Origin of the sequence: Trichococcus palustris (assembly GCF_900114465.1) — a bacterium.
Classification (GTDB): Bacteria; Bacillota; Bacilli; order Lactobacillales; family Aerococcaceae; genus Trichococcus; species Trichococcus palustris.
Map to the genome: position 1 here is coordinate 13869 of NZ_FOTD01000004.1, position 19460 is coordinate 33328.

Consider the following 19460-nt stretch of genomic DNA (forward strand, 5'->3'; position numbering starts at 1 on the left):
CAATGACAAGACTGGAAGAAATCAAAGACAAGATCTACGCAGGCGAATACATCTCGAAGGCTGAGGCTTTGGAAATCAGCGAAGCGCCGCTCCAGGAACTTTGCACAGCGGCAAATGATATACGGGAACATTTTTGCGGAAATGTTTTCGATATCTGCACCATCATCAACGGCAAAAGCGGCAAATGCTCGGAAAACTGCAAGTTCTGTGCGCAGTCCCAATTCTATCGCACGAAAGTAGACGCCTATTCGTTGCTCGGAACGGAAGCCATCGTGGAGCAGGCCAAATACAACGAGGAGCGCGGCGTGCTGCGCTATTCCATCGTTACATCCGGAAAACGCTTGTCGCGCAGGGAGGTCGACAAGGTATGCGATAGCCTGCGTGCCGTTCAAGAAGAATCCGACATTGCGCTATGCGGCTCTTTCGGGCTTTTGGATGAGACGCAATTCGCCAAGCTGAAAGCAGCGGGCATCACAAGAGTCCACAACAACCTTGAGACCTCAAGGAACAACTTCCCCAATATTTGCACAACCCATACCTATGACGATAAAATCGCCGCAATCCGGGCCGCACAGCAGGCCGGTCTGACCGTTTGCAGCGGCGGCATCATGGGGTTAGGCGAGACGATGGAAGACCGGATCGACATGGTGCTGGATCTCCGCGGACTGGGCATCCGCTCCATCCCCATCAATATGCTCAGCCCCATAGCGGGTACGCCCTACGAAGACAACGAAATCGTGACGGATGAAGAGATGCTCCGCATTGTCGCGGTTATCCGCTTTCTGGTGCCGGATGCCTTCATCCGATTGGCGGGCGGCAGGGGACTCCTTGCCGATAAGGGACGGCAGTGCTTCTTATCCGGTGCCAATGCGGCCATTTCCGGCGATATGTTGACGACGGACGGCATCACGATCGAGCAGGACATGAAGTTGTTGGGCGAACTAGGATTTGAGGTGACGTTGCGGGATGACTAAGGGTCTTTTTGTCACAGCGACCGGTACGGATATCGGCAAGACGTTCGTGACCGCGCTCATCGTCAAAAAGTTGCGTGCTGCGGGATACAACGCAGGCTACTACAAGGCTGCGCTCAGCGGGGTGGAGAAGACAGAAGCCGGGTTCCTTGCCGGGGATGCCGGCTACGTGACCCGGTCAGCGGGCATGGAAGAGGATCCGGGAAAGTTTGTTTCCTATGTCTATGAAAATGCCGTATCGCCGCACTTGGCGGCGCAATTGGAAGGGAATCCCGTTGAGATGCGGGTTGTGAAGGCTGCCTATGCCAAAGCGACAGCCGAATATGACTATGTGACGATGGAAGGCAGCGGCGGGATCGTGTGCCCCATTCGTTATGACAGCGGGGCGCATATCCTTCTGGAGGATATCATCAAGGAATTGAAGCTGAGCACAATCCTCGTAGCCGATGCAGGGCTGGGGACCATCAATGCGGTTGTGCTCACGATAGCATACATGAAGCAACGCAACATTGCGGTGAAGGGGATCATCTTCAACCATTTCCACGCAGGCAACGTGATGGAGTGGGATAACAAGAAGATGGTCGAAGCGCTCACCGGCGTTCCCGTGATCGCCTTCGTGAAGGAGAATGATACGGAAATCAGCATGGATGCGGACGCCCTGGCCGCATTGTACGAATAGGGGGATGGAAATGGATTTAGTGGAAAAGGATTTGAAATACATCTGGCATCCTTGCTCACAGATGAAGGATTATGAGGAGCTGAAGCCGATCATCATTGATAACGGCAAAGGCGTCTACCTGTATGATAAAAACGGGAAGGAATACATCGACATCGTCAGTTCCTGGTGGTGCAACCTGCTGGGGCACCGTAACCCCACCATCAATGAAGCCATCATCAGCCAGTTGGGTCGGTTGGAACACGTAATCTTTGCAAACTTTTCCCACGAACCGGCAATCGCGTTGTGCGAACAGCTGATGGAAGTGATTCCGAAGGGGCTTTCCAAGTTCAACTTTTCGGATAACGGCTCTGCGGCTGTGGAATGTGCGCTGAAGATGAGCTTCCAGTACCAATATCAGACCGGCCACAAAGAGAAGACGAAATTCATGTGCCTGACGGATGGCTATCACGGCGAAACTTTGGGCGCACTGTCCGTCGGGAGCATGGATTTGTACGCAAAAATATATAAACCCATGCTGATGGATACGGTCCACATCGAATCCCCGGACTGTTATCGTTGTCCTTTTGGGAAGAACCGGGGCAACTGCAGCTGCGAATGCTTCGCCTATGCCGAAAAAGCCTTCGCTGCGCATGGGGAAGAAACCTGCGCCATGATCGTGGAACCGCTTGTGCAGGGCAGTGCCGGCATGCGCATTTATCCGGCGCTTTACTTGAAAAAAATGCGGGAGCTTTGCGACCGCTACGGCGTCTTGTTGATCGCCGATGAGATTGCGACGGGATTCGGCCGGACCGGCAAGATGTTCGCCTTTGATCATGCCGGCGTCAGCCCGGACATCATGTGCGTCTCCAAAGGGCTTACGGGCGGATATCTGCCCATGGCCATTACCATCACTACCGATAAAATATACGATGCGTTTTATGCGGAGTATAGCGAAGGGAAGGCCTTCATGCACAGCCATACCTACAGCGGCAATCCGCTAGGGTGCGCTGCTGCGCTCGCCGTCCAGAAAGTCCTCCGGGAAGAGCACATTTTGGAGAAGGCGGCAATCCGTGCCGAGTATACGACCAAGCGGCTGAACGAAGCGCTGCTGGACCATCCGAATGTAGGCGAAATCCGTCATATCGGCCTCATCCATGCCATTGAACTGGTTACCGACAAACAAGCAAAGACAGGCTTTGATGGTAGCCTCAGAATCGGCTATCAGATCTATAAAAAGGCGCTTGAGAACGGATTGATTCTAAGGCCGCTCGGCAATGTCCTCTATTTCAATCCTCCGCTGACGATAACCGAAACGGAAATCGATAAAGCAATCGCCATTTGTGCAAACGCCCTTTCCGAAGTCCTCGGCAAATAGTGCTGTTTGGGTATTCACATTCAAACGGGATCGGACAGCAACGGCTTACGGCTGACTGCAATTTTCCTTTACGTGTTCGCGCATTCTATCACAATGCTAAAAAGAAAACAGTTGCCATCTTATTGAATAATGAAAATGTTGCGCTGATTTATTTGTGAAATAATGTATAATGATAGGATGTTATTTTAAAGGAGGAAAAGAGAGAACATGAATGATGCAAAAAGGTTGAAAAAATATTTGGCGGTTTTAGGGGCATTCGTCTTTTTGGGTTTAGGTGGCTGCGGCCAAAAACAAACGGCGGAAACAGACAGCAGTGCGCAAGAAACAACGGAGCAAACGGCTGAAAAAGGAAACGAAGAGCAACTCGACTATGGAAATCAAGAAGAATGGACCTTTGAGTCAGGGAAAATGCAATCCCCGATCAACATCGAAACGAGCAAAGCCGAAACGATGAGCGAGGACGGCTCCATCACGTTGAACTATCTACAGGATGCCATCGATGTGGTCGATAATGGGCACAGTATCGAAATAAAGGATGGCGGGCAAGCGTTGATTGCCGGACGCAGTTTTGAACTGACGCAATTCCATCTGCATTCCCCAAGCGAACATACGCTGGATGGGGAACACTTCCCGATCGAACTTCATTTTGTCCACAAGGCACAAGACGGCCGCCTGGCGGTCATCGCGGTTTTCTTCAAAGAAGGGACAGCGAATGCTGCCTTTGAAACGATCTTGGATGATGTGAAGGCAAACGAAGGAACAGCTGCTGCGAGCGGGATTAGCCTAAACGTCACCGAGTTGCTTCCGGCGAATAAAAGCTATTACCATTATTTAGGCTCATTGACGACGCCTCCTCTTACCGAGAATGTCGAGTGGTATGTGATGGCGAACCCGGTGGAAGTATCCGCGGAGCAGATCGCTGCGTTCAACGAATATTATGAAGGCAACAACAGAGAAGTCCAACCATTGGGAGAACGTGCTGTTTTGAAATATGAAGAGTAGCGAACACTATTTGATATAATTCCTATCCGACCAAGCTGTTTTCCCCCAGCAAGGCGGGGTATTTGGCGAAAATAATGTCGGGAAAACCTTCCGAAAAGGCCGCGACGTTTTTTTGGATTGCGTCATCCCCAAAATAACCTTCCGCGGTCCCTATGGCAGGTTATTTTGGGGATGACGCTCTATTTTAACCCGCCGAATCGATTTCGGCGGGTTATTCTGTTCTTTCCTCTGTCAGTCAGTCCAACACTGCGACAAGACGTCCTTTTACTTCACCTTTTTTCAATCGCTCCAGACCCTCAGCGACTTCCTCAAAGCTGATTATCGCTAATTGCGGTTTCAATTTACCGGTTTTGAAGTAATCGTAGACACCTTCAATATCTTCCGGGGTGCCGCCGTTGCTGCCTTTCAAGGTCAATTGTTTTGTGATCATGAGATAGGTGCTGACTGTGGATTGCAGAACACCCATACCAACGATGACGACAGTGCCTTTGAAAGCTACGGCATCCAACGCATCGGCAGTAGTTGCCCCGAAACCGGCATAGTCAACGATCAATTCCGGTGCATCCGCTTTCAATTCTGGGACCGTCTCATAAACCTTTTTGCAGCCGATCTCAAGGGCCAGCTTGCGCGCTTCAGGGCTTTTATCGACAGCATACACTTCGCAGCCTTCGATAAGGGCCATCTGAGCAGCGAATTGTCCTAGTCCACCGATGCCGATGATGCCGACTTTCATGCCAGCTTTCGCTTTGCCTTTCGTGAACATAGCATGATAGGATGTCATCCCTGCATCCGTCGCGGCTGCGCCCTGCACAAAACTCACTTCATCCGGCAAATGAACGCACTGGACAGCGGGAACCAACAATTTCGTAGCATAGCCACCATCGCGATAGTAACCGATCGCTTCACCGGTGACGGGATGCATGGGACAAACGCCAACGCGGTCGCCGACTTTGAATTCAGTGACGCCTTCGCCGACTTCGCTGATGACACCGGCACATTCATGCCCGAAGATCACCGGAGCAGCGGGAATCAACGCCATCCAGCCTGGATCTTCCAATGCGGCAACGTCGGAGTGGCACAAGCCCGCAGCTTTCACATCGATGACCACTTCACCAGGTACAACTTTTGGATCATCCTTTTCGATAAGCTTGGGTGCAACTCCAGTTTTTGTAAATAACCAACCTCTCATATACAAAACCTCCTATTAAATTGTACAAATATGATACGTTTACAGTAATTTTATTGCTTGAATATGTCAAAAAAAGCAAAGGTAAACAAATGTAATGACCGCGTATTTTTGTTTGTATAGGCCATTCTTGCTATTTTCGTAATGCGGTTACAAAAAACGAGCTTAAGCGCTATAGGCGTTATTTTTTTGTTATACTGTAACGAAAAGTTCAGTAAGCAGGAGGAAAAAAATGGGAGAGATAGCAGCAAAAGCCGCCTCGCTGATTTTGATCATCGTAATCGGCTATGGCATCAAACGGAAAGGTTGGGTTAGCGCGGAAGATTTTCCAAAAATTTCAAAAATCGTTCTGCGGATCACGTTGCCTTGCGCCTTAGTGACGAGTTTCAATAACTTCGATATCACCTATAATCTTTTGTTCTTGACCGCCCTTGGCATCGTCGCCAATCTGATCCAACAAGTAACCGGTTATCTGCTAAACCACAGGAAGGGCGGCAAGGCGCAGGCGTTCGGCATCGTCAACATCGGCAGTTACAATGTAGGTGCTTTTGCGATGCCATACATTGCCGGGTTGATGGGACCGCAATCGATCATCTTTGCTTCCCTGTTCGATGTTGGCAATTCTTTCGGAGCGGCCGGAATCGGCTATGGTTGGGCCCGTTCGGTTGCGGATGAAAAGGAAAAGACGACCGTACGGGGCTTCCTCAAGCTCATGTTTCTTTCCCCTTTGTTTGACACATATTTGTTTCTGTTATTGATGCGTCTCTTTGATCTGCAGCTGCCGGCTGCGGTCATCACCTTCACGTCCACGGTCGGCGGCGCGAACACTTTTCTGGCGATGCTGATGATCGGGATAGGACTGGAACTGGGATTGGATGCCCACCGATTCAAGCTGGCCTTCAAATATTTGGCCATCCGCTATGGCTTCTCATTGCTTTTTTCCATTCTGATCGTCCTCTTCCTTCCGGTGTCGCTGGTTGTGAAGACGATCCTCTGCATGCTGTTCTTTGCTCCGATCGCTTCCATGGCGACCGGTTTCACCGAGGAAGCGGGTGGGGACGTCGAAACATCCGCCTTTATGAACTCCGTTTCCATCCTGATTGGAATCTTTGCGATGCCGCTGGTTTTGGCGATCATGGGATAACCGACGAGAACGATAGACAATAAGCTTCTAAAATAATGCAAGCCGCATAACACTAGGATTGGTGTTACGCGGCTTATTTTTTTTCGGATGGCTACGGCATTAGGGCAATCCTGACTGGATGGTTTCATTATTTTTGGTAAGTTACGCAAAAACATCAATGCCGAGAACAGATTGCTTGTCATCCGTATTGATAACGCTTTCTGTTTTGGGGTGCTATAATTGTTCTTATAAGAACAATTAATTTTTGTGGAGTTGGCGACTGCTGACAGGGCAACTGCTGAAGAGGGATTCCGAAAAGGAAAGGAACGAGACGATAGTAGAATAGGTGACTGTATTCGACGCTAAATGTAATAATCATACTCTGCTTTGATTCGCAAAAAAATCTAAAAAAGGGGACATCTATCATGCTTATTCAGAAAATTCAGAAAATATCGATCACAATCTTCAGTTTATTTTTGCTTTCCTTCATGGCCACTGGGACGGCATCCGCAAATACAAATATGAAGACAATCGATTATGTTGCTCTGGGCGATTCACTGGCAGCTGGTCAGAATCCATATGGTACCGAACATGGATATAGTTATCCAAACAGCATAAAAAATATGCTGGCAAGTTCAGGGAATCCAGGTAGTTATCAAAACTTTGGCGTATCTGGCTATACAACATGGGATATTCTAAATCAACTTAATAACCCTAAAATCCAGAAGTTCCTTACTAATGCCGAAATTGTAACGCTCGATGTAGGGGCCAATGATATATTAGGTCTTCCTGCAGTTCAAGCTTATTTGGCAGCACCTTCAGCTTCAACACTATCTACTGCACAGACTGTAGTTATGGCAGAGCTCCCAAACATTGGGTACAGAATCGGTACTATAATCAGCTCAATAAAAGGTATAAACCCTACTGCAAAAATATATGTTATGGGTTATTATGACGCATTCCCAAGTAATCCTGAGCTTATAGGTCTTATACAGGGATTAAATGGCGCCATATTAAGTGCAGCTGCTGCAACCGGAGTAACTTATGTTAACACCTGGGGTACAGTTACTCCAGCCGATCTTCCTAATGCTAGTGACATACACCCAAATCACGAAGGCTACAAAGCAATTTCAGCTGATTTTTGTTCAGTTATTGCAGATGATTTTTGGGCAGCTATTGCTACTGGATTATAAACTGAAACAAACTGCCCCGGGTTCAAATTACTCTGAACTTGGGGCTTATATTTTAGACTATCACTACTTTGCTTAGGAAATTCTTTTCCCAAGTAATCTATAATTTGCACCTTTAACTTCAACGTTTTCTGCAAGGAGAAGGGATAGCTTATGAAAAAACGTACGAAAACAGTGAGTGCTTGCCTACTTGCCATAATGATCTTATCTGGCTGCAACAGCGTGACTTCTGCGCAGCAGGGAAGCGCCAACGATAGCACGTCGGCTCAAAGTGTTAGTAAGGAAGCAAACTCGGGAAAGAGTGCCTCGGCACCAACCAGCGAAAGCAAGGCGAATGCCCAGGCGGTTCCGGTGACATTCCCCGACAAAGTCATGGAACAGTATGTGCGGAGGCTCATCAAAAAAGCCAGCGGAGACATCTACAGAAGTGATGTGGAAGCGATCGACTTCCTATATTTGGGGAATAAGGAAATCACCGACATCAGTGGAATCGAATATTTAGTAAATTTGAAGACACTTCACCTGAACAACACCGGAGTAAGCGACATAAGCGGTTTGGCCGGCTTGGAGAATCTGCAATATCTGGACTTGAGCCATACAAAGGTTGAGGACATCAGCGCATTGGCTAGCTTGACCAATCTGGAAATCCTTTATCTGAACGATAATCCGATTGCCGACATCGCTTCCTTGTCAAGGCTGACGAAAATAAAGACACTTTACTTGAATATGACCTCCGTAAGCGACATCAGTCCGTTGGCGAATATGGCCACTCTTCAGACGCTGAATGTGCGCAACACCAAAGTCAAAACGATCGATGCCCTCGCATCCTTGCGGGAATTGAACTATCTCGGCATGGGGAACACACCGTTGGAAACGATCGACGCCCTGACGAATGTGACGAGCCTAACCTTTTTGGAAATGGACAACACCCAAGTTGCTGACATCGGACCATTGGCGGCATTGGTCGATTTGAATGCGCTGTATATGAGAGGCACAAAGGTGAGCGACATCAGTCCGTTGTCTGCATTGACGAACCTGAATACATTGGACATGAACGATACCGCAATAGCGGATATAGCGGTCCTGGCGGCGTTGACCAATTTGACGCGGCTTGGGATGAACAACACCAAAGTCAAGGAGTTGGACGGCTTGTCCGGGTTGACGAAATTGATGCATCTCTCATTGAACAACAACGGCTTAAGCGACATCACAGCCTTGGGCGGCTTGACGGGATTGATAAATCTAGATCTTTCCGATAATCAAATCAGCGACATAGGCAGCTTATCCGGGTTGACGAATGTGCGGCATCTGAACCTGTCCGCCAACCAAATCGAGGACCTCCATGCCTTGGAAAGCCTGGCAAACCTGTGGTATCTAGATGTGTTGAGAAACCCGGTCAGCGATGTCAGCCCTTTGATGGGATTGAACAAGCTGAGCAAACTCTACATAAGCGGCGATGAAATCAGCGCCAACGATCAGGAGCTTTTGGGAGAAACGTTGCCGAATTGCGATATCGACTGGCAGTAAAGTGGATGAGCAGATAACTGGGATGGATTGCCGATTCGTAGCAATTATCCTTACGAATGGAATAAGTAGCTGGAGGAAGTGTTTCCATTTTGACTGTAGTGCTACCTAATGTGCACCGCCAACTGTTAGAAAGAAAACTAACAGTTGGCGGTGCATTTTCTGCTCAGAGTGTTCTGAAGTGACTTTAGCGGAATTGTTTATTAAAATATAGGAAAGCGTATACATCTAGCTGCCAGATTGCCTTTGGATAGGAAAGAAGGAGAACAGATTGGAAAATCAGCCTAACAAAAAGAATAGAAGAGGTTTGAAGATTTTCTTTGGCTTATTGCTCGTGATATTGGTCAGTTTTTCTGTTTATGCGTATTCAGTCTATCACAATGTGAACAATACGGCGGAAGCTATGTATGCCCCCGTCGAGACGGAGGATTATCGGGATTTTTCCGGGACGGCGGCAACTTCAGATTCTACTGCGGCAACGGAAGACAGTACAGCGACTTCCGAAGCGGTTGTGATGTCGGATGAGGGTGCGGCGACGTCAAATACAGCAGCGGCCTCCAGTCCGTCTGAACTTGTGGAACGCGGACAAGCCATATCGATTCTGTTGTTGGGTGTCGATACCGGGGACCTCGGCAGAACCGAACAGGGGCGTTCCGACTCCATGATTGTGGCAACAATCAACCCGACTACCGAAAAGACCACCTTATTGAGCATTCCGCGTGATACCTATGCGGAGATCATCGGTCATGGGACCTGGGACAAAATCAATCACGCCTATGCCTTCGGAGGGACAGCCATGTCCATCAATTCTGTCCAAAAGCTGCTGGATATCCCCATCGATTTTTATGTGACAGTGAATATGGCAGGCATCAAAGAGGTTGTGGATGCGGTCGGCGGAATCGATGTGAACAGCCCGCTAGCCTTCAGCCAAAACGGCTATGACTTCGTGGTAGGTGCGAACCATTTGGCTGGGGAGGCTGCATTGGCATTTTCCAGGATGCGCTACGAAGATCCGGCAGGGGATACCGGGCGCCAAGGCAGACAGCGCCTGGTCATTGAAGCGGTCCTTAAAAAGATGGCTACACCCGAAACCTTGCTGAACTATCAGGATATCCTGGCATCGCTTTCCACCAATGTGCAGACAAACTTCCAGATGTCTGATTACTTAATGCTGCGAAGCAACGAATATCTGGCAGCTGCAAATAACGTCCAGCAAGAACAGCTTGGCGGAGCGGGCGGCATGATGGACAGCATCTACTATAACTTTGTGGATGATGCCGAATTGGCGCGCGTCCAATCCATAATGCAGGCACAGCTCGAGTTGGAATAGGATGAGTGACGAAATATCTAAGGAAAGGATTTCCGGCGTACCGATCTTGGATCAGTGGGAATTAATCGAATAGAAAATAATAAAGGAACCGGGGCATATCATATTGATATGCTCTTTGCTTTTTGTCTGGTAGGGAGGACTGTGGGGAACCCGCCGAAAGAGGTTCGGCGGGTTGAAATACAGGGTACTACCCAACACTGACCCGCCACAGATGCCGCGAAAGGTTATTGTTGGGATGTAACAGTCCAAAAAACCGCCGCCGACTTTTCGGAAGGTTTTCCCGACACCTATCTGCACCGAATAACCCGCCGGCTCTACCCGAATCAGCATACGGGAAAAGGAGCTGTTACATTTTTTTTCTGAAGTTCACCTGATTGGCCTGGCGTGGTCGGGTGGACAGGCTGATTGTCCATCAAATCATCCGTGGATTGGTATTTTTGTTGTCGTCAGGTATGCTTAATCGCCAAAAAAATAATCTCGAAAATATTTTTTGAAAACGCTTGACTTTATTCGTGAAAGGGGTTACTATTTGGATATAGAGGAACCGGTTCCGGATGAACGGAAGCAAGCTCTTATTCTTTTAATTGAAAAAGGAACCGGTTCCGAAAAATGCAACTATTTTATCAGGAAAGAAGGAATAGGCAATGGATTACAAGAAAATAGCGGATGAGTTACTGAAAGATATCGGGGGAAAAGAAAACGTACAGGCAGCCACCCACTGCGCCACCCGTTTGCGTCTCGTATTGAATGACGAGGACAAAGTGGATCGTGCGAAATTGGAAACGCGTGACGAAGTCAAAGGAACCTTCTCGACAGGCGGACAATACCAGATCATTCTGGGTGCCGGAACAGTCAATGAAGTTTATAAAGAATTCATCAAAGCGGCCGGCATCGATGCCATGTCCAAAGAACAGGTGAAGACGGCAGGCAGCAAAAAACTGAATCCTCTGCAACAGGCAGTCAAGACGCTTTCCGATATCTTCGTACCGATCATCCCAGCCATCGTAGCTTGCGGGTTAATGATGGGATTGAACAACGTCTTCACCGCACCGGATCTGTTTGTGACCGGAAAATCGCTGATTGAAGCTTATCCCGCCATCTCAGGCCTAGCTGCCATGATCAACACCTTCTCTAATGCCGCATACGTCTTCCTGCCTATCCTGATTGGATTCAGCGCCACGCAAAAATTCGGCGGCAATCCTTATCTGGGAGCGGTACTGGGTATGTTGATGGTCCATCCGGATCTATTGAACGCTTACAGTTATCCGGCAGCCATCGCCGACGGTACGGTACCTTACTGGAATATCTTCGGATTTGAAATCGCAAAAGTCGGCTATCAAGGAACGGTATTGCCAATCCTGTTTTCAGCCTTCATCCTTGCGAAAATCGAATCGTTCCTGCACAAACGGATCCATTCTTCATTGGACAACCTGATCACACCATTGGTTTCGCTTTTCATCACCGGCTTCTTGACCTTCGTTTTGATCGGCCCACTTACGCGTACGGCAGGGGATGCTATGACGAGCGGCTTGGTTTGGCTCTATGACACAACCGGCCCGGTAGGCGGCTTCATCATCGGTCTGTTCTATGCACCACTCGTCATCACTGGTATGCACCACAGCTTCATCGCAGTGGAAACGCAGTTGTTGGCAGACATCGCAAAAACCGGCGGAACGTTCATTTTCCCGATTGCAGCTATGTCGAACGTATCACAAGGAGCAGCGGCATTGGCCATGTTCTTTATCTTGAAAGATGAAAAAACGAAAGGTTTAGCTTCCGCATCTGCCATTTCGGCCTATCTAGGCATCACGGAACCGGCCATGTTCGGGATCAACCTGAAATATCGCTATCCATTCTATGCGGCAATCATCGGATCCGCCATCAGTAGCGCCTACATCACTTTATTCAAAGTGAAGGCAGTCGCATTAGGTGCAGCTGGTATCCCAGGAATCATCGCGATCACGCAAGGCAAGCTTTTCCATTACGTCATCGGCATGCTTATCGCAACGGTGATTACCTTCAGTCTGACGTATGCATTCAGCACAAAAGAATGGTCAAAAGCGGTTGAAAAAGGAGGGAAGGCTGCCGGAACACCAAAAGCTTTTCGCTTATTCAACAAGGCAGAATAAGGAAGAATGGCTTACCGACACAACCGGCCGCCGTTTCATGCATAAAAGAAAATTTGAAGAGCGTGATTGGCAATTGTAAGGAAATTTCCGCAGCGAAGCCCATCATAAGGGGAATCACGCTGCGGTTTTCCTTATGAAACCATTACGTTCAGAAAGGAATATCACAAATGAAAGAATGGACTCGCGCGGAGCGCTATAAAAAAATAACGGATCATCCGGAAGAATACTTTGTGGCATTGGCGGAAAAGGTGGATGCGTCTGCGTTTCGGCAGCACTATCATATCCAACCCCATACAGGGTTATTGAATGATCCGAACGGGTTCATCCACTTCGACGGCAAATGGCATCTGTTCTACCAATGGTTTCCTATGGGGCCGGTACACGGCTTGAAGCATTGGTACCATGTGACTTCTACGGATCTGGTCCATTGGCAGGATGAAGGGATCGGGCTTTTGCCCGATACCGCCTACGATAGCCACGGCGCCTATTCGGGCAGCGGCTTCGTCAAGGACGGTCAGCTGCACATCATGTACACCGGCAATGTCCGCTCAAAAGAGTGGGAACGCACGCCCAACCAGATCGTTGCGCGCATGCAGGCGGACGGCAGCTTCGAGAAATTCCTTCCGCCGGCCATCCAAGGCATCCCGGAAGGCTACACCGATCATTTCCGCGATCCGAAAGTGTGGAAAGTGGAGGATACGTATTACGCCATTTTGGGAGCCCAGCGGACAGATGAAACAGGAACCGCAGTCGTCTACGAATCTGCGGACGCTTTGTCCTGGAAGCTGAAAGGGGAACTGGACATTCAATTGCCGGACTTCGGCTATATGTGGGAATGCCCCGACCTGTTCGAAATCGATGGCCAGATGGTATTGCTGTTCTCGCCGCAGGGCCTTGAACCAGAGGGCGACCATTACCAGAACATCTTCCAGACCGGCTATGTCATCGGCAAGGACTTCCAACTGGACAGCTTGGATTTGGAAAATGATGGCTTCCACGAGCTGGATGCCGGCTTCGATTTCTACGCAACCCAGACGGCTGAGAGCCCGGACGGAAGGCGCATCCTGACCGCATGGATGGGGCTGCCGGAAATGGCGTACCCGACCGACCGCGAAGGCTGGGCGCATTGCCTGACTTTGCCGAGGGAATTGGGCATCCGCAACGGCAGGCTGATCCAACGGCCGGTCCGCGAATTGGAAGAGCTGCGCACCAGCAAATCTATTGCCGAAGAGGGGACCCTGAAAGGCAAAATAGCCTTCGAAAGGGAAGGCCGCAACAGCTATGAAATGAAGCTGACGTTGGACTTGTCGGAACAGGCACCGGTGACGGTCAATCTCTGCGAAGACGATGACCAGGAGAACCGCTTCAGCATCACAATCGATCCAACAACCAAAAAAATAACCATCGACCGCAGCGCCTGCGGCATCCCGTTCGGCGAAGAATACGGCACGGCCCGTTCGCTGCGATTGGAAGAAATGGATCAGGTAAGCCTGCACATTTTTGTGGACACAAGCTCCATCGAAATCTTCGTGAACGACGGCGAAGGCACCTTCACCTCCCGTATCTTCCCGAACGAGGGCGAGAAGAACATTTCACTCGAATCACCAGAGAAAACTACATTCAACCTGGAAATCTGGGAATTGGGATGACAAAAAAGCTGAGAGCCTAATGGTTTCTCAGCTTTTTTTGCGGTAACGCCATAATGGGACAGCATTATGCTATATGAAGTATTCTTACATCCTGTATCATTTTTTCGAAATTATGGATGTTGATAAAAATAATTATATTTTTTGGAACTCTTTTAAATATTATAAAAAAATGGGATAATAAACCTTATCTGTTCTATCTTTTGCAAAAAGTGCTGATGAACCCAAGACCATATCGGATAAATTCTGATAGGAATGCGAAGCAAAGAATAAAGAATCAAGTAAATATAATTAAATTTGAAACGAAAGAATTCAGTGTAGTCAATTTTGATCATTGGAGGGGATTAGGTGAATGCTCTTTTTTACATATTCTTGCTTTATCTAGCATGGAAAGTTATCTATTCTTTTCATGATTCAGGCTGCCTGTTTGTACTATTTCTGATTTTTTTGATTTTTACATTGTCTTTTCCATTTAACCTTATTCCAATTGCGTGGATCTGGTTCCGGTACATACATATCGTAAACGGATCATCTGCATATCAAGAGTATGTAAAAAGAGAAAGTGCCCAAAACGCACAAGGTGATAAAAGGACAACACAAAATCAAAGCTACACAAATAACACAAATCAGAATCAATACAAGCAACGTTCTGAATACGGCTATAACAGTCAATACTCTACACATTTGAGCACATTAGGACTTTCAACGAATGCTATCCACTCTCATGATGAAATTAAAAAACAGTATCGGACCTTAAGTAAAAGATACCATCCCGACTCGCCTAATGGGAATGAAAAAATATTTATCAAAGTCCAAGAAAGTTATGAGTATTTACGGGAACATTATCCTGAACATTAGATTTACGCAAAGAAGCTATTTTAAAAAAGTGAAACCTTACCCGAAAATGGGACACTCAAAAAAGTGTTCCGTTCGCGGGTTATTTTTGATAATGCGAAAATGATATAATGAACGAAAATCATCCGACCGGGCCCATTTCTGGGATTGACAGTCGGATGGAAGCTTTACTATCGGCAGAAATGACAAATAGAAGGGGTGTCAACAGATGGAGTGGATCTATCAACAACCGGTGAAGATTGTGTTCGGAAACGGGAAAGTCAATGAATTAAAAGGGGTTATCCAGGAATTGGGCAAGGCAAACGGGATACTGGTATGCTCGCGTTCTTTCAAGAAGTCCGGTCTGGCCGACAAGGTTTTCGAACAGGCGGAAGGGCTGCTGACCGCAGTCTTCAGCGATGTCTCGGCTAACCCGGAAGTGACCGAAGTGGATGCCTGCGCAGCGCTCATGAGGGAACAGGGCAGCGGCTTTGTGGTGGCGCTGGGCGGAGGCAGCGTGATGGACTTGGCGAAGGCGGCCGCAACGATTGCGACCACGGAAGATTCCATCACGCTCTATCACGGAACAGGCAAAGAGCTACCTGCAGCACATCTGCCTTTGATTGCCGTACCGACGACTGCCGGGACCGGTAGCGAGGTGACTGGTGTTGCGGTGCTGTCGGACCATGCGTCGGGGAAAAAGGCGCCGATCAGTTCTCCGAATTTTTACCCGGAATATGCCGTCATCGATCCCGAGTTGACGTATACGTGTCCGCAAGCGGTGACCGCCAGTTCAGGGATAGACGTCCTGTGCCAAGCCATCGAGGGCTACTGGAGCGTGAACCATCAACCGATCTGCGACGCGGCCGCTGTCCATGCTGCCAAATTGGTCTTTGACTATCTGCCACTCGCCTACCAGGAGCCTTTCAATGCGTCAGCCCGCGAAAAGATGGCGGAAGCCTCCATCGTGTCCGGATTGGCGTTTGCGATTCCGAAGACGACCTCGTCCCATGCCGTTTCGTATCCGCTGACGAATGTGTATGGCATTCCTCACGGGGAAGCGTGCGGATTGACGATCGATTATTTCACCAGAGTGAACGCACAAGGCAAAGACGGCCAACGGGTAGAAGACTTCGCGAAAGCGGTCGGCTTCGCGGATATGGATGCCATGGCGGATGCGATCATTGAGCTGAAACGGGAAATTGGCTTGCGAACGGACCTGACGGATTTTGACTTGTCGCAAACGCAAATCGATGAACTGGTCCAACTTTGCCATCACCCGAATCTGGACAATAACCCCGTGAAGATTACCAATGACATCCTCTATGATCTGTTCGATACATTAACTTCACAAGCAACAAAAAAGCAGCCATAACCGGCTGCTTTTTTGTTGCTTATGACATGTAGGAAGTTTCAAAAGAAAAACGAGCAATATTCTCGGTGAAACCCCCTCCGTCGAGATTTCAATGGAAAAGCGAACAGTATTCCCGACGAAGCCCCATTCATCGAGAATTTTAAGAGAAAAGCGAGCAAAATTAATGGTGAAGCCACGTTCGTCGGGATTTTGAAGTGGAAACGACTTCATATCAGCCCGACAGCGAGCAAAATACCGACCAAGGCCAACATGACGCCCACGATAATCTTCACCACCCGTAAGGTTACTTTCCCCAGAAGTTGCGCACCGACGAGTGCACCCGCAAAAGCGGCAACGATCGCAGCGGCAACCAATGCCCAGTCGGCATCCCTGCCAATGGTGTTCAGATGCCCGAAGTAAACGGAAAGCCGGGTAAGGTCGATCAAGAAGGCAGCGACGACTCCGGTCGCGATGAAGGCTTCCTTTTCGAGACCCGCTTTGCTCAGGAAAGCGGAGCGGAAGGCGCCTTGGTGCCCGGACAGTCCCCCGAAGAAGCCGCTGAGTGCGCCGCCCAACGGCAGCCATTTCTTATCGAACGCCATCTTTTCGAAGCGCGGGAGCAATTCCAAAAGGGAAAAGCCGATCATCAGGAGCCCGATGACGACCTTGACCGCCGTTATCTGGAATCCCTGTTGGCCGATCGTATAGCTTGTGATTGGCGGTAATTCTGAAAAATAGTTCAACAGCCAAGCGCCTGCGAAAGCCGCAACAATACCGGGCAGGGCGAATTTCAGCAGCACTTCCTTGTCCGCTTTCCGCCCGACAAGCACCAGCTTGAAGGCATTGTTCGCAAAATGGACGACCGCCGTCATGGCTATCGCCGTTTCCAATGGGAAAAACAATGCGAATGCAGGCAAAAGGAGAGTACTCAGCCCGAATCCGGAGAAAAGTGCCAGGAACGATGCACCAAGGGCAACAAGACAGACAATCACATACATCATTTTTTCCACAACCTTTGCTTTTGTCATATGAAAAAATACTAGGAAAGTTACTGCGGACATCGGCAAGACAGTTTGTTTCGTTACTTCTATTGTGCGCCCAATGGAGCGGGTGATGCAAGTGATACGGCGCAGAATACGCATTCACCTTTTTCTATCAAAAGATGAAGTCCATTATGGATGCGGAGTCCTTTATATAATGGCGAAAATCTTTCCAGGCCCACAAGTTTGCCGTAGATTATCCGAAACGGACGGCTGGGCTGATTCTGTTGGGGACACCCGCCACACTGGCTTCACGGCCGAATCTGTTTGCGGAATTGACGGACCCGCTCGATCCCGACTTTGTGAAGAGTTTTGCGGAAAGCGTCCTTTCACACCGGCCGTTTTCAGCACTTGGAAATCGAGGATCAGCCCGTTCAGGACGATGGCGTATTCCAGCAGGCGCTTTTCCGAAAATTTCGTCCCTTTGTCCAACTCGGGCCGGTTCAGGAGGGTGTTCTGGATATCCATAAAAGTAATGATGTATTGGATCAGTATGTGCCGTGGTCGAAAAATATCCATGCGACATGTAGTAGCAAATAAAGAAATAGCCGGATACTCGCGAAAAGATCGCATGGTATACGGCTATTCATGATGCGTACCAATGGGTTTTGTATTTTTTTATATTTCGGACTTACCTTCAAATATACAAAAATACAAAAACCAGACAGCCGCCTCTCTAAAAATAAGAGAGGCGGCTGTCTAGGTTGGTATGGTTTCAGCTAACAAAAAACGGAGGCATAGCTGCAGGTTCTGTAGGTAATTTAGCAATCAGCTTTAACTATAGCTGATTTTCAATAACGCTTTGACGACTAAGACTGTTCTCATATACTTTGAAGAAGGGGTAATAAATGAAGATGCTTAGAACAACTAGACCGCAATAAAAGAGAACGTTTCTGAAGTCCATAGTAGCTAAGTATGCTTGCGCAAAGAATGGCGTAAAAGAAGGATCAATGATATACCCCATGGAAATGATACCACTTAGTTGGGCATAATAAGTCAAAACTAGGTTAATGATAGGTGTCAATAAGAATGGAATGGCCAAAATTGGATTAAAAACAATTGGCAAGCCAAAAATAACCGGTTCATTAATGCCGCAGATACCAGGTATTAACGAAATCTTACTCAAAGTCTTAAGGTGAACCAACTTACTGCGCAGCATCAAGATAATCAATCCTAATGTTCCGCCGGCACCACCTAGAACAGAAATTCTGAACATCTGTAAGTTCATTGCAACAGTTGCTGCATGACCGTTAGCAATTAATTCACTGTTGATACCAGTATTTGTAATCCCAATTGAAAATACAATGGGGAAAATGATGGAAGTTCCATTGATTCCGAAAAGCCATAAAAAGTTACCAAATGTGACGATAGCAATGAATCCCCACAAATTCCCGGAAAAACTTAATGCAGGGGTCAGCAATAACATAATGAATTGCGGGAAAGTACTACCAGTCAAAGCAATAATGATTAAATTTGTTCCATAAATCAAAATGATATTCAGAAACAGCGGCAACATGGAATTAACGAATGCTGTGACAGCTGGGGGAACCGTGTCTGGCATAGAAATCTTCCAGTTCCAAACTTCTACCATCCGAGATATTTCCACGACTACCAAACCGATAATGATGGCTACAAATAATCCATTAGTGCCAAGAAACTCAGTTGAAATCTGCCCATCGACACTGCTTGCAACAACAAGCGTAAAAATTGCCAGAGAGATCATCCCATTCATGGCAGCATTTAACTTGTACTCTCGTGCTAATGAATAGGCAATTCCGAAAGCACAAATTAAACCGAAAATACCCATTGTCATATTGTAGGGAGCAGTCAGAAGCTCATAATTTGCGGAGGCAAAGTGTTTCCAAGCTGCTAAAAAGCGCACGAATATATTTGCTGTTTGTGGGTCATACAAATCAATATTAATGGGTGGGTTGGCAAAAATTAAGAAAAGCGATCCTACAACGATGAAGGGAAGCCCGAACATCATACCTGAGGAAATGGCTTTTAAATGAATTTGATTGCCTATTTTTGTACCTATCGGACTTAACATGCGGTCTAGTTTTTCTAAAAAGGAATCCTTCTTGTTCATTACATCGTC

The 19460-nt window shown here is 48.0% G+C and carries 15 protein-coding genes; 12 read left to right on the top strand and 3 right to left on the bottom strand.

Annotated features, from left to right (window positions below; translation table 11 throughout):
- Positions 1-2 precede the first annotated feature (2 nt).
- The 4 genes from bioB to BM101_RS03735 all read left to right on the top strand — a co-directional run bounded on the left by bioB (position 3) and on the right by BM101_RS03735 (position 4006).
- Complete coding sequence (gene bioB, locus BM101_RS03720; RefSeq protein ID WP_087033541.1) at positions 3-974, top strand: biotin synthase BioB; 972 nt, start codon at positions 3-5, stop codon at positions 972-974.
- The gene (gene bioD, locus BM101_RS03725; RefSeq protein WP_087033542.1) at positions 967-1650 is read left to right on the top strand and encodes a dethiobiotin synthase; all 684 of its coding nucleotides are present in this window, start codon (positions 967-969) and stop codon (positions 1648-1650) included. The genes bioB and bioD overlap by 8 nt, the downstream gene beginning before the upstream one ends.
- 10 nt (positions 1651-1660) lie before the next feature.
- Complete coding sequence (bioA, locus tag BM101_RS03730) at positions 1661-3004, top strand: adenosylmethionine--8-amino-7-oxononanoate transaminase (RefSeq protein ID WP_087033543.1); 1344 nt, start codon at positions 1661-1663, stop codon at positions 3002-3004.
- Between the two features lie 207 nt (positions 3005-3211).
- Positions 3212-4006, top strand: a complete 795-nt coding sequence (locus BM101_RS03735; RefSeq protein ID WP_087033544.1) for a carbonic anhydrase — start codon at positions 3212-3214, stop codon at positions 4004-4006.
- 235 nt (positions 4007-4241) lie between these two features.
- Here BM101_RS03735 and BM101_RS03740 read toward each other — a convergent pair whose 3' ends face one another.
- The gene (locus BM101_RS03740) at positions 4242-5195 is read right to left on the bottom strand and encodes a zinc-binding dehydrogenase (protein ID WP_087033545.1); all 954 of its coding nucleotides are present in this window, start codon (positions 5193-5195) and stop codon (positions 4242-4244) included.
- 229 nt (positions 5196-5424) lie between these two features.
- On the opposite strand from BM101_RS03740, the gene BM101_RS03745 reads away from it, so the two are divergent.
- The 8 genes from BM101_RS03745 (at position 5425) to BM101_RS03780 (ending at position 16343) form a co-directional block, all read left to right on the top strand.
- A complete protein-coding gene (locus BM101_RS03745; RefSeq protein WP_087033546.1) occupies positions 5425-6336 on the top strand; it encodes an AEC family transporter in 912 nt (303 codons plus the stop codon).
- 404 nt (positions 6337-6740) lie between these two features.
- On the top strand, positions 6741-7508 hold the full coding sequence (locus BM101_RS03750) for an SGNH/GDSL hydrolase family protein (protein ID WP_087033547.1): 768 nt from the start codon (positions 6741-6743) through the stop codon (positions 7506-7508).
- Positions 7509-7658: 150 nt separating this feature from the next.
- Positions 7659-9032 carry a leucine-rich repeat domain-containing protein gene (locus BM101_RS03755; protein WP_087033548.1) on the top strand — a complete coding sequence of 458 codons (1374 nt, stop codon included), beginning with the start codon at positions 7659-7661 and terminating at the stop codon, positions 9030-9032.
- 268 nt (positions 9033-9300) lie between these two features.
- Complete coding sequence (locus tag BM101_RS03760) at positions 9301-10359, top strand: LCP family glycopolymer transferase (protein ID WP_245825779.1); 1059 nt, start codon at positions 9301-9303, stop codon at positions 10357-10359.
- 644 nt (positions 10360-11003) lie between these two features.
- Complete coding sequence (locus tag BM101_RS03765; protein ID WP_087033549.1) at positions 11004-12488, top strand: sucrose-specific PTS transporter subunit IIBC; 1485 nt, start codon at positions 11004-11006, stop codon at positions 12486-12488.
- A 167-nt stretch (positions 12489-12655) separates the two neighbouring features.
- Entirely contained in the window at positions 12656-14137 is a 1482-nt protein-coding gene (locus tag BM101_RS03770) for a glycoside hydrolase family 32 protein (protein WP_087033550.1), read from the top strand.
- Positions 14138-14482: 345 nt separating this feature from the next.
- Entirely contained in the window at positions 14483-14992 is a 510-nt protein-coding gene (locus BM101_RS14535) for a J domain-containing protein (protein ID WP_087033551.1), read from the top strand.
- Between the two features lie 205 nt (positions 14993-15197).
- A complete protein-coding gene (locus BM101_RS03780; protein WP_087033552.1) occupies positions 15198-16343 on the top strand; it encodes an iron-containing alcohol dehydrogenase family protein in 1146 nt (381 codons plus the stop codon).
- 206 nt (positions 16344-16549) lie between these two features.
- Here the strand turns inward: BM101_RS03780 and BM101_RS03785 are convergent, their stop codons facing one another.
- Positions 16550-17350, bottom strand: coding sequence for a sulfite exporter TauE/SafE family protein (locus BM101_RS03785; protein WP_218149872.1), 801 nt, complete (start codon positions 17348-17350; stop codon positions 16550-16552).
- 790 nt (positions 17351-18140) lie between these two features.
- A complete protein-coding gene (locus BM101_RS03795; protein ID WP_087033554.1) occupies positions 18141-19451 on the bottom strand; it encodes a PTS sugar transporter subunit IIC in 1311 nt (436 codons plus the stop codon).
- Positions 19452-19460: the final 9 nt, after the last annotated feature.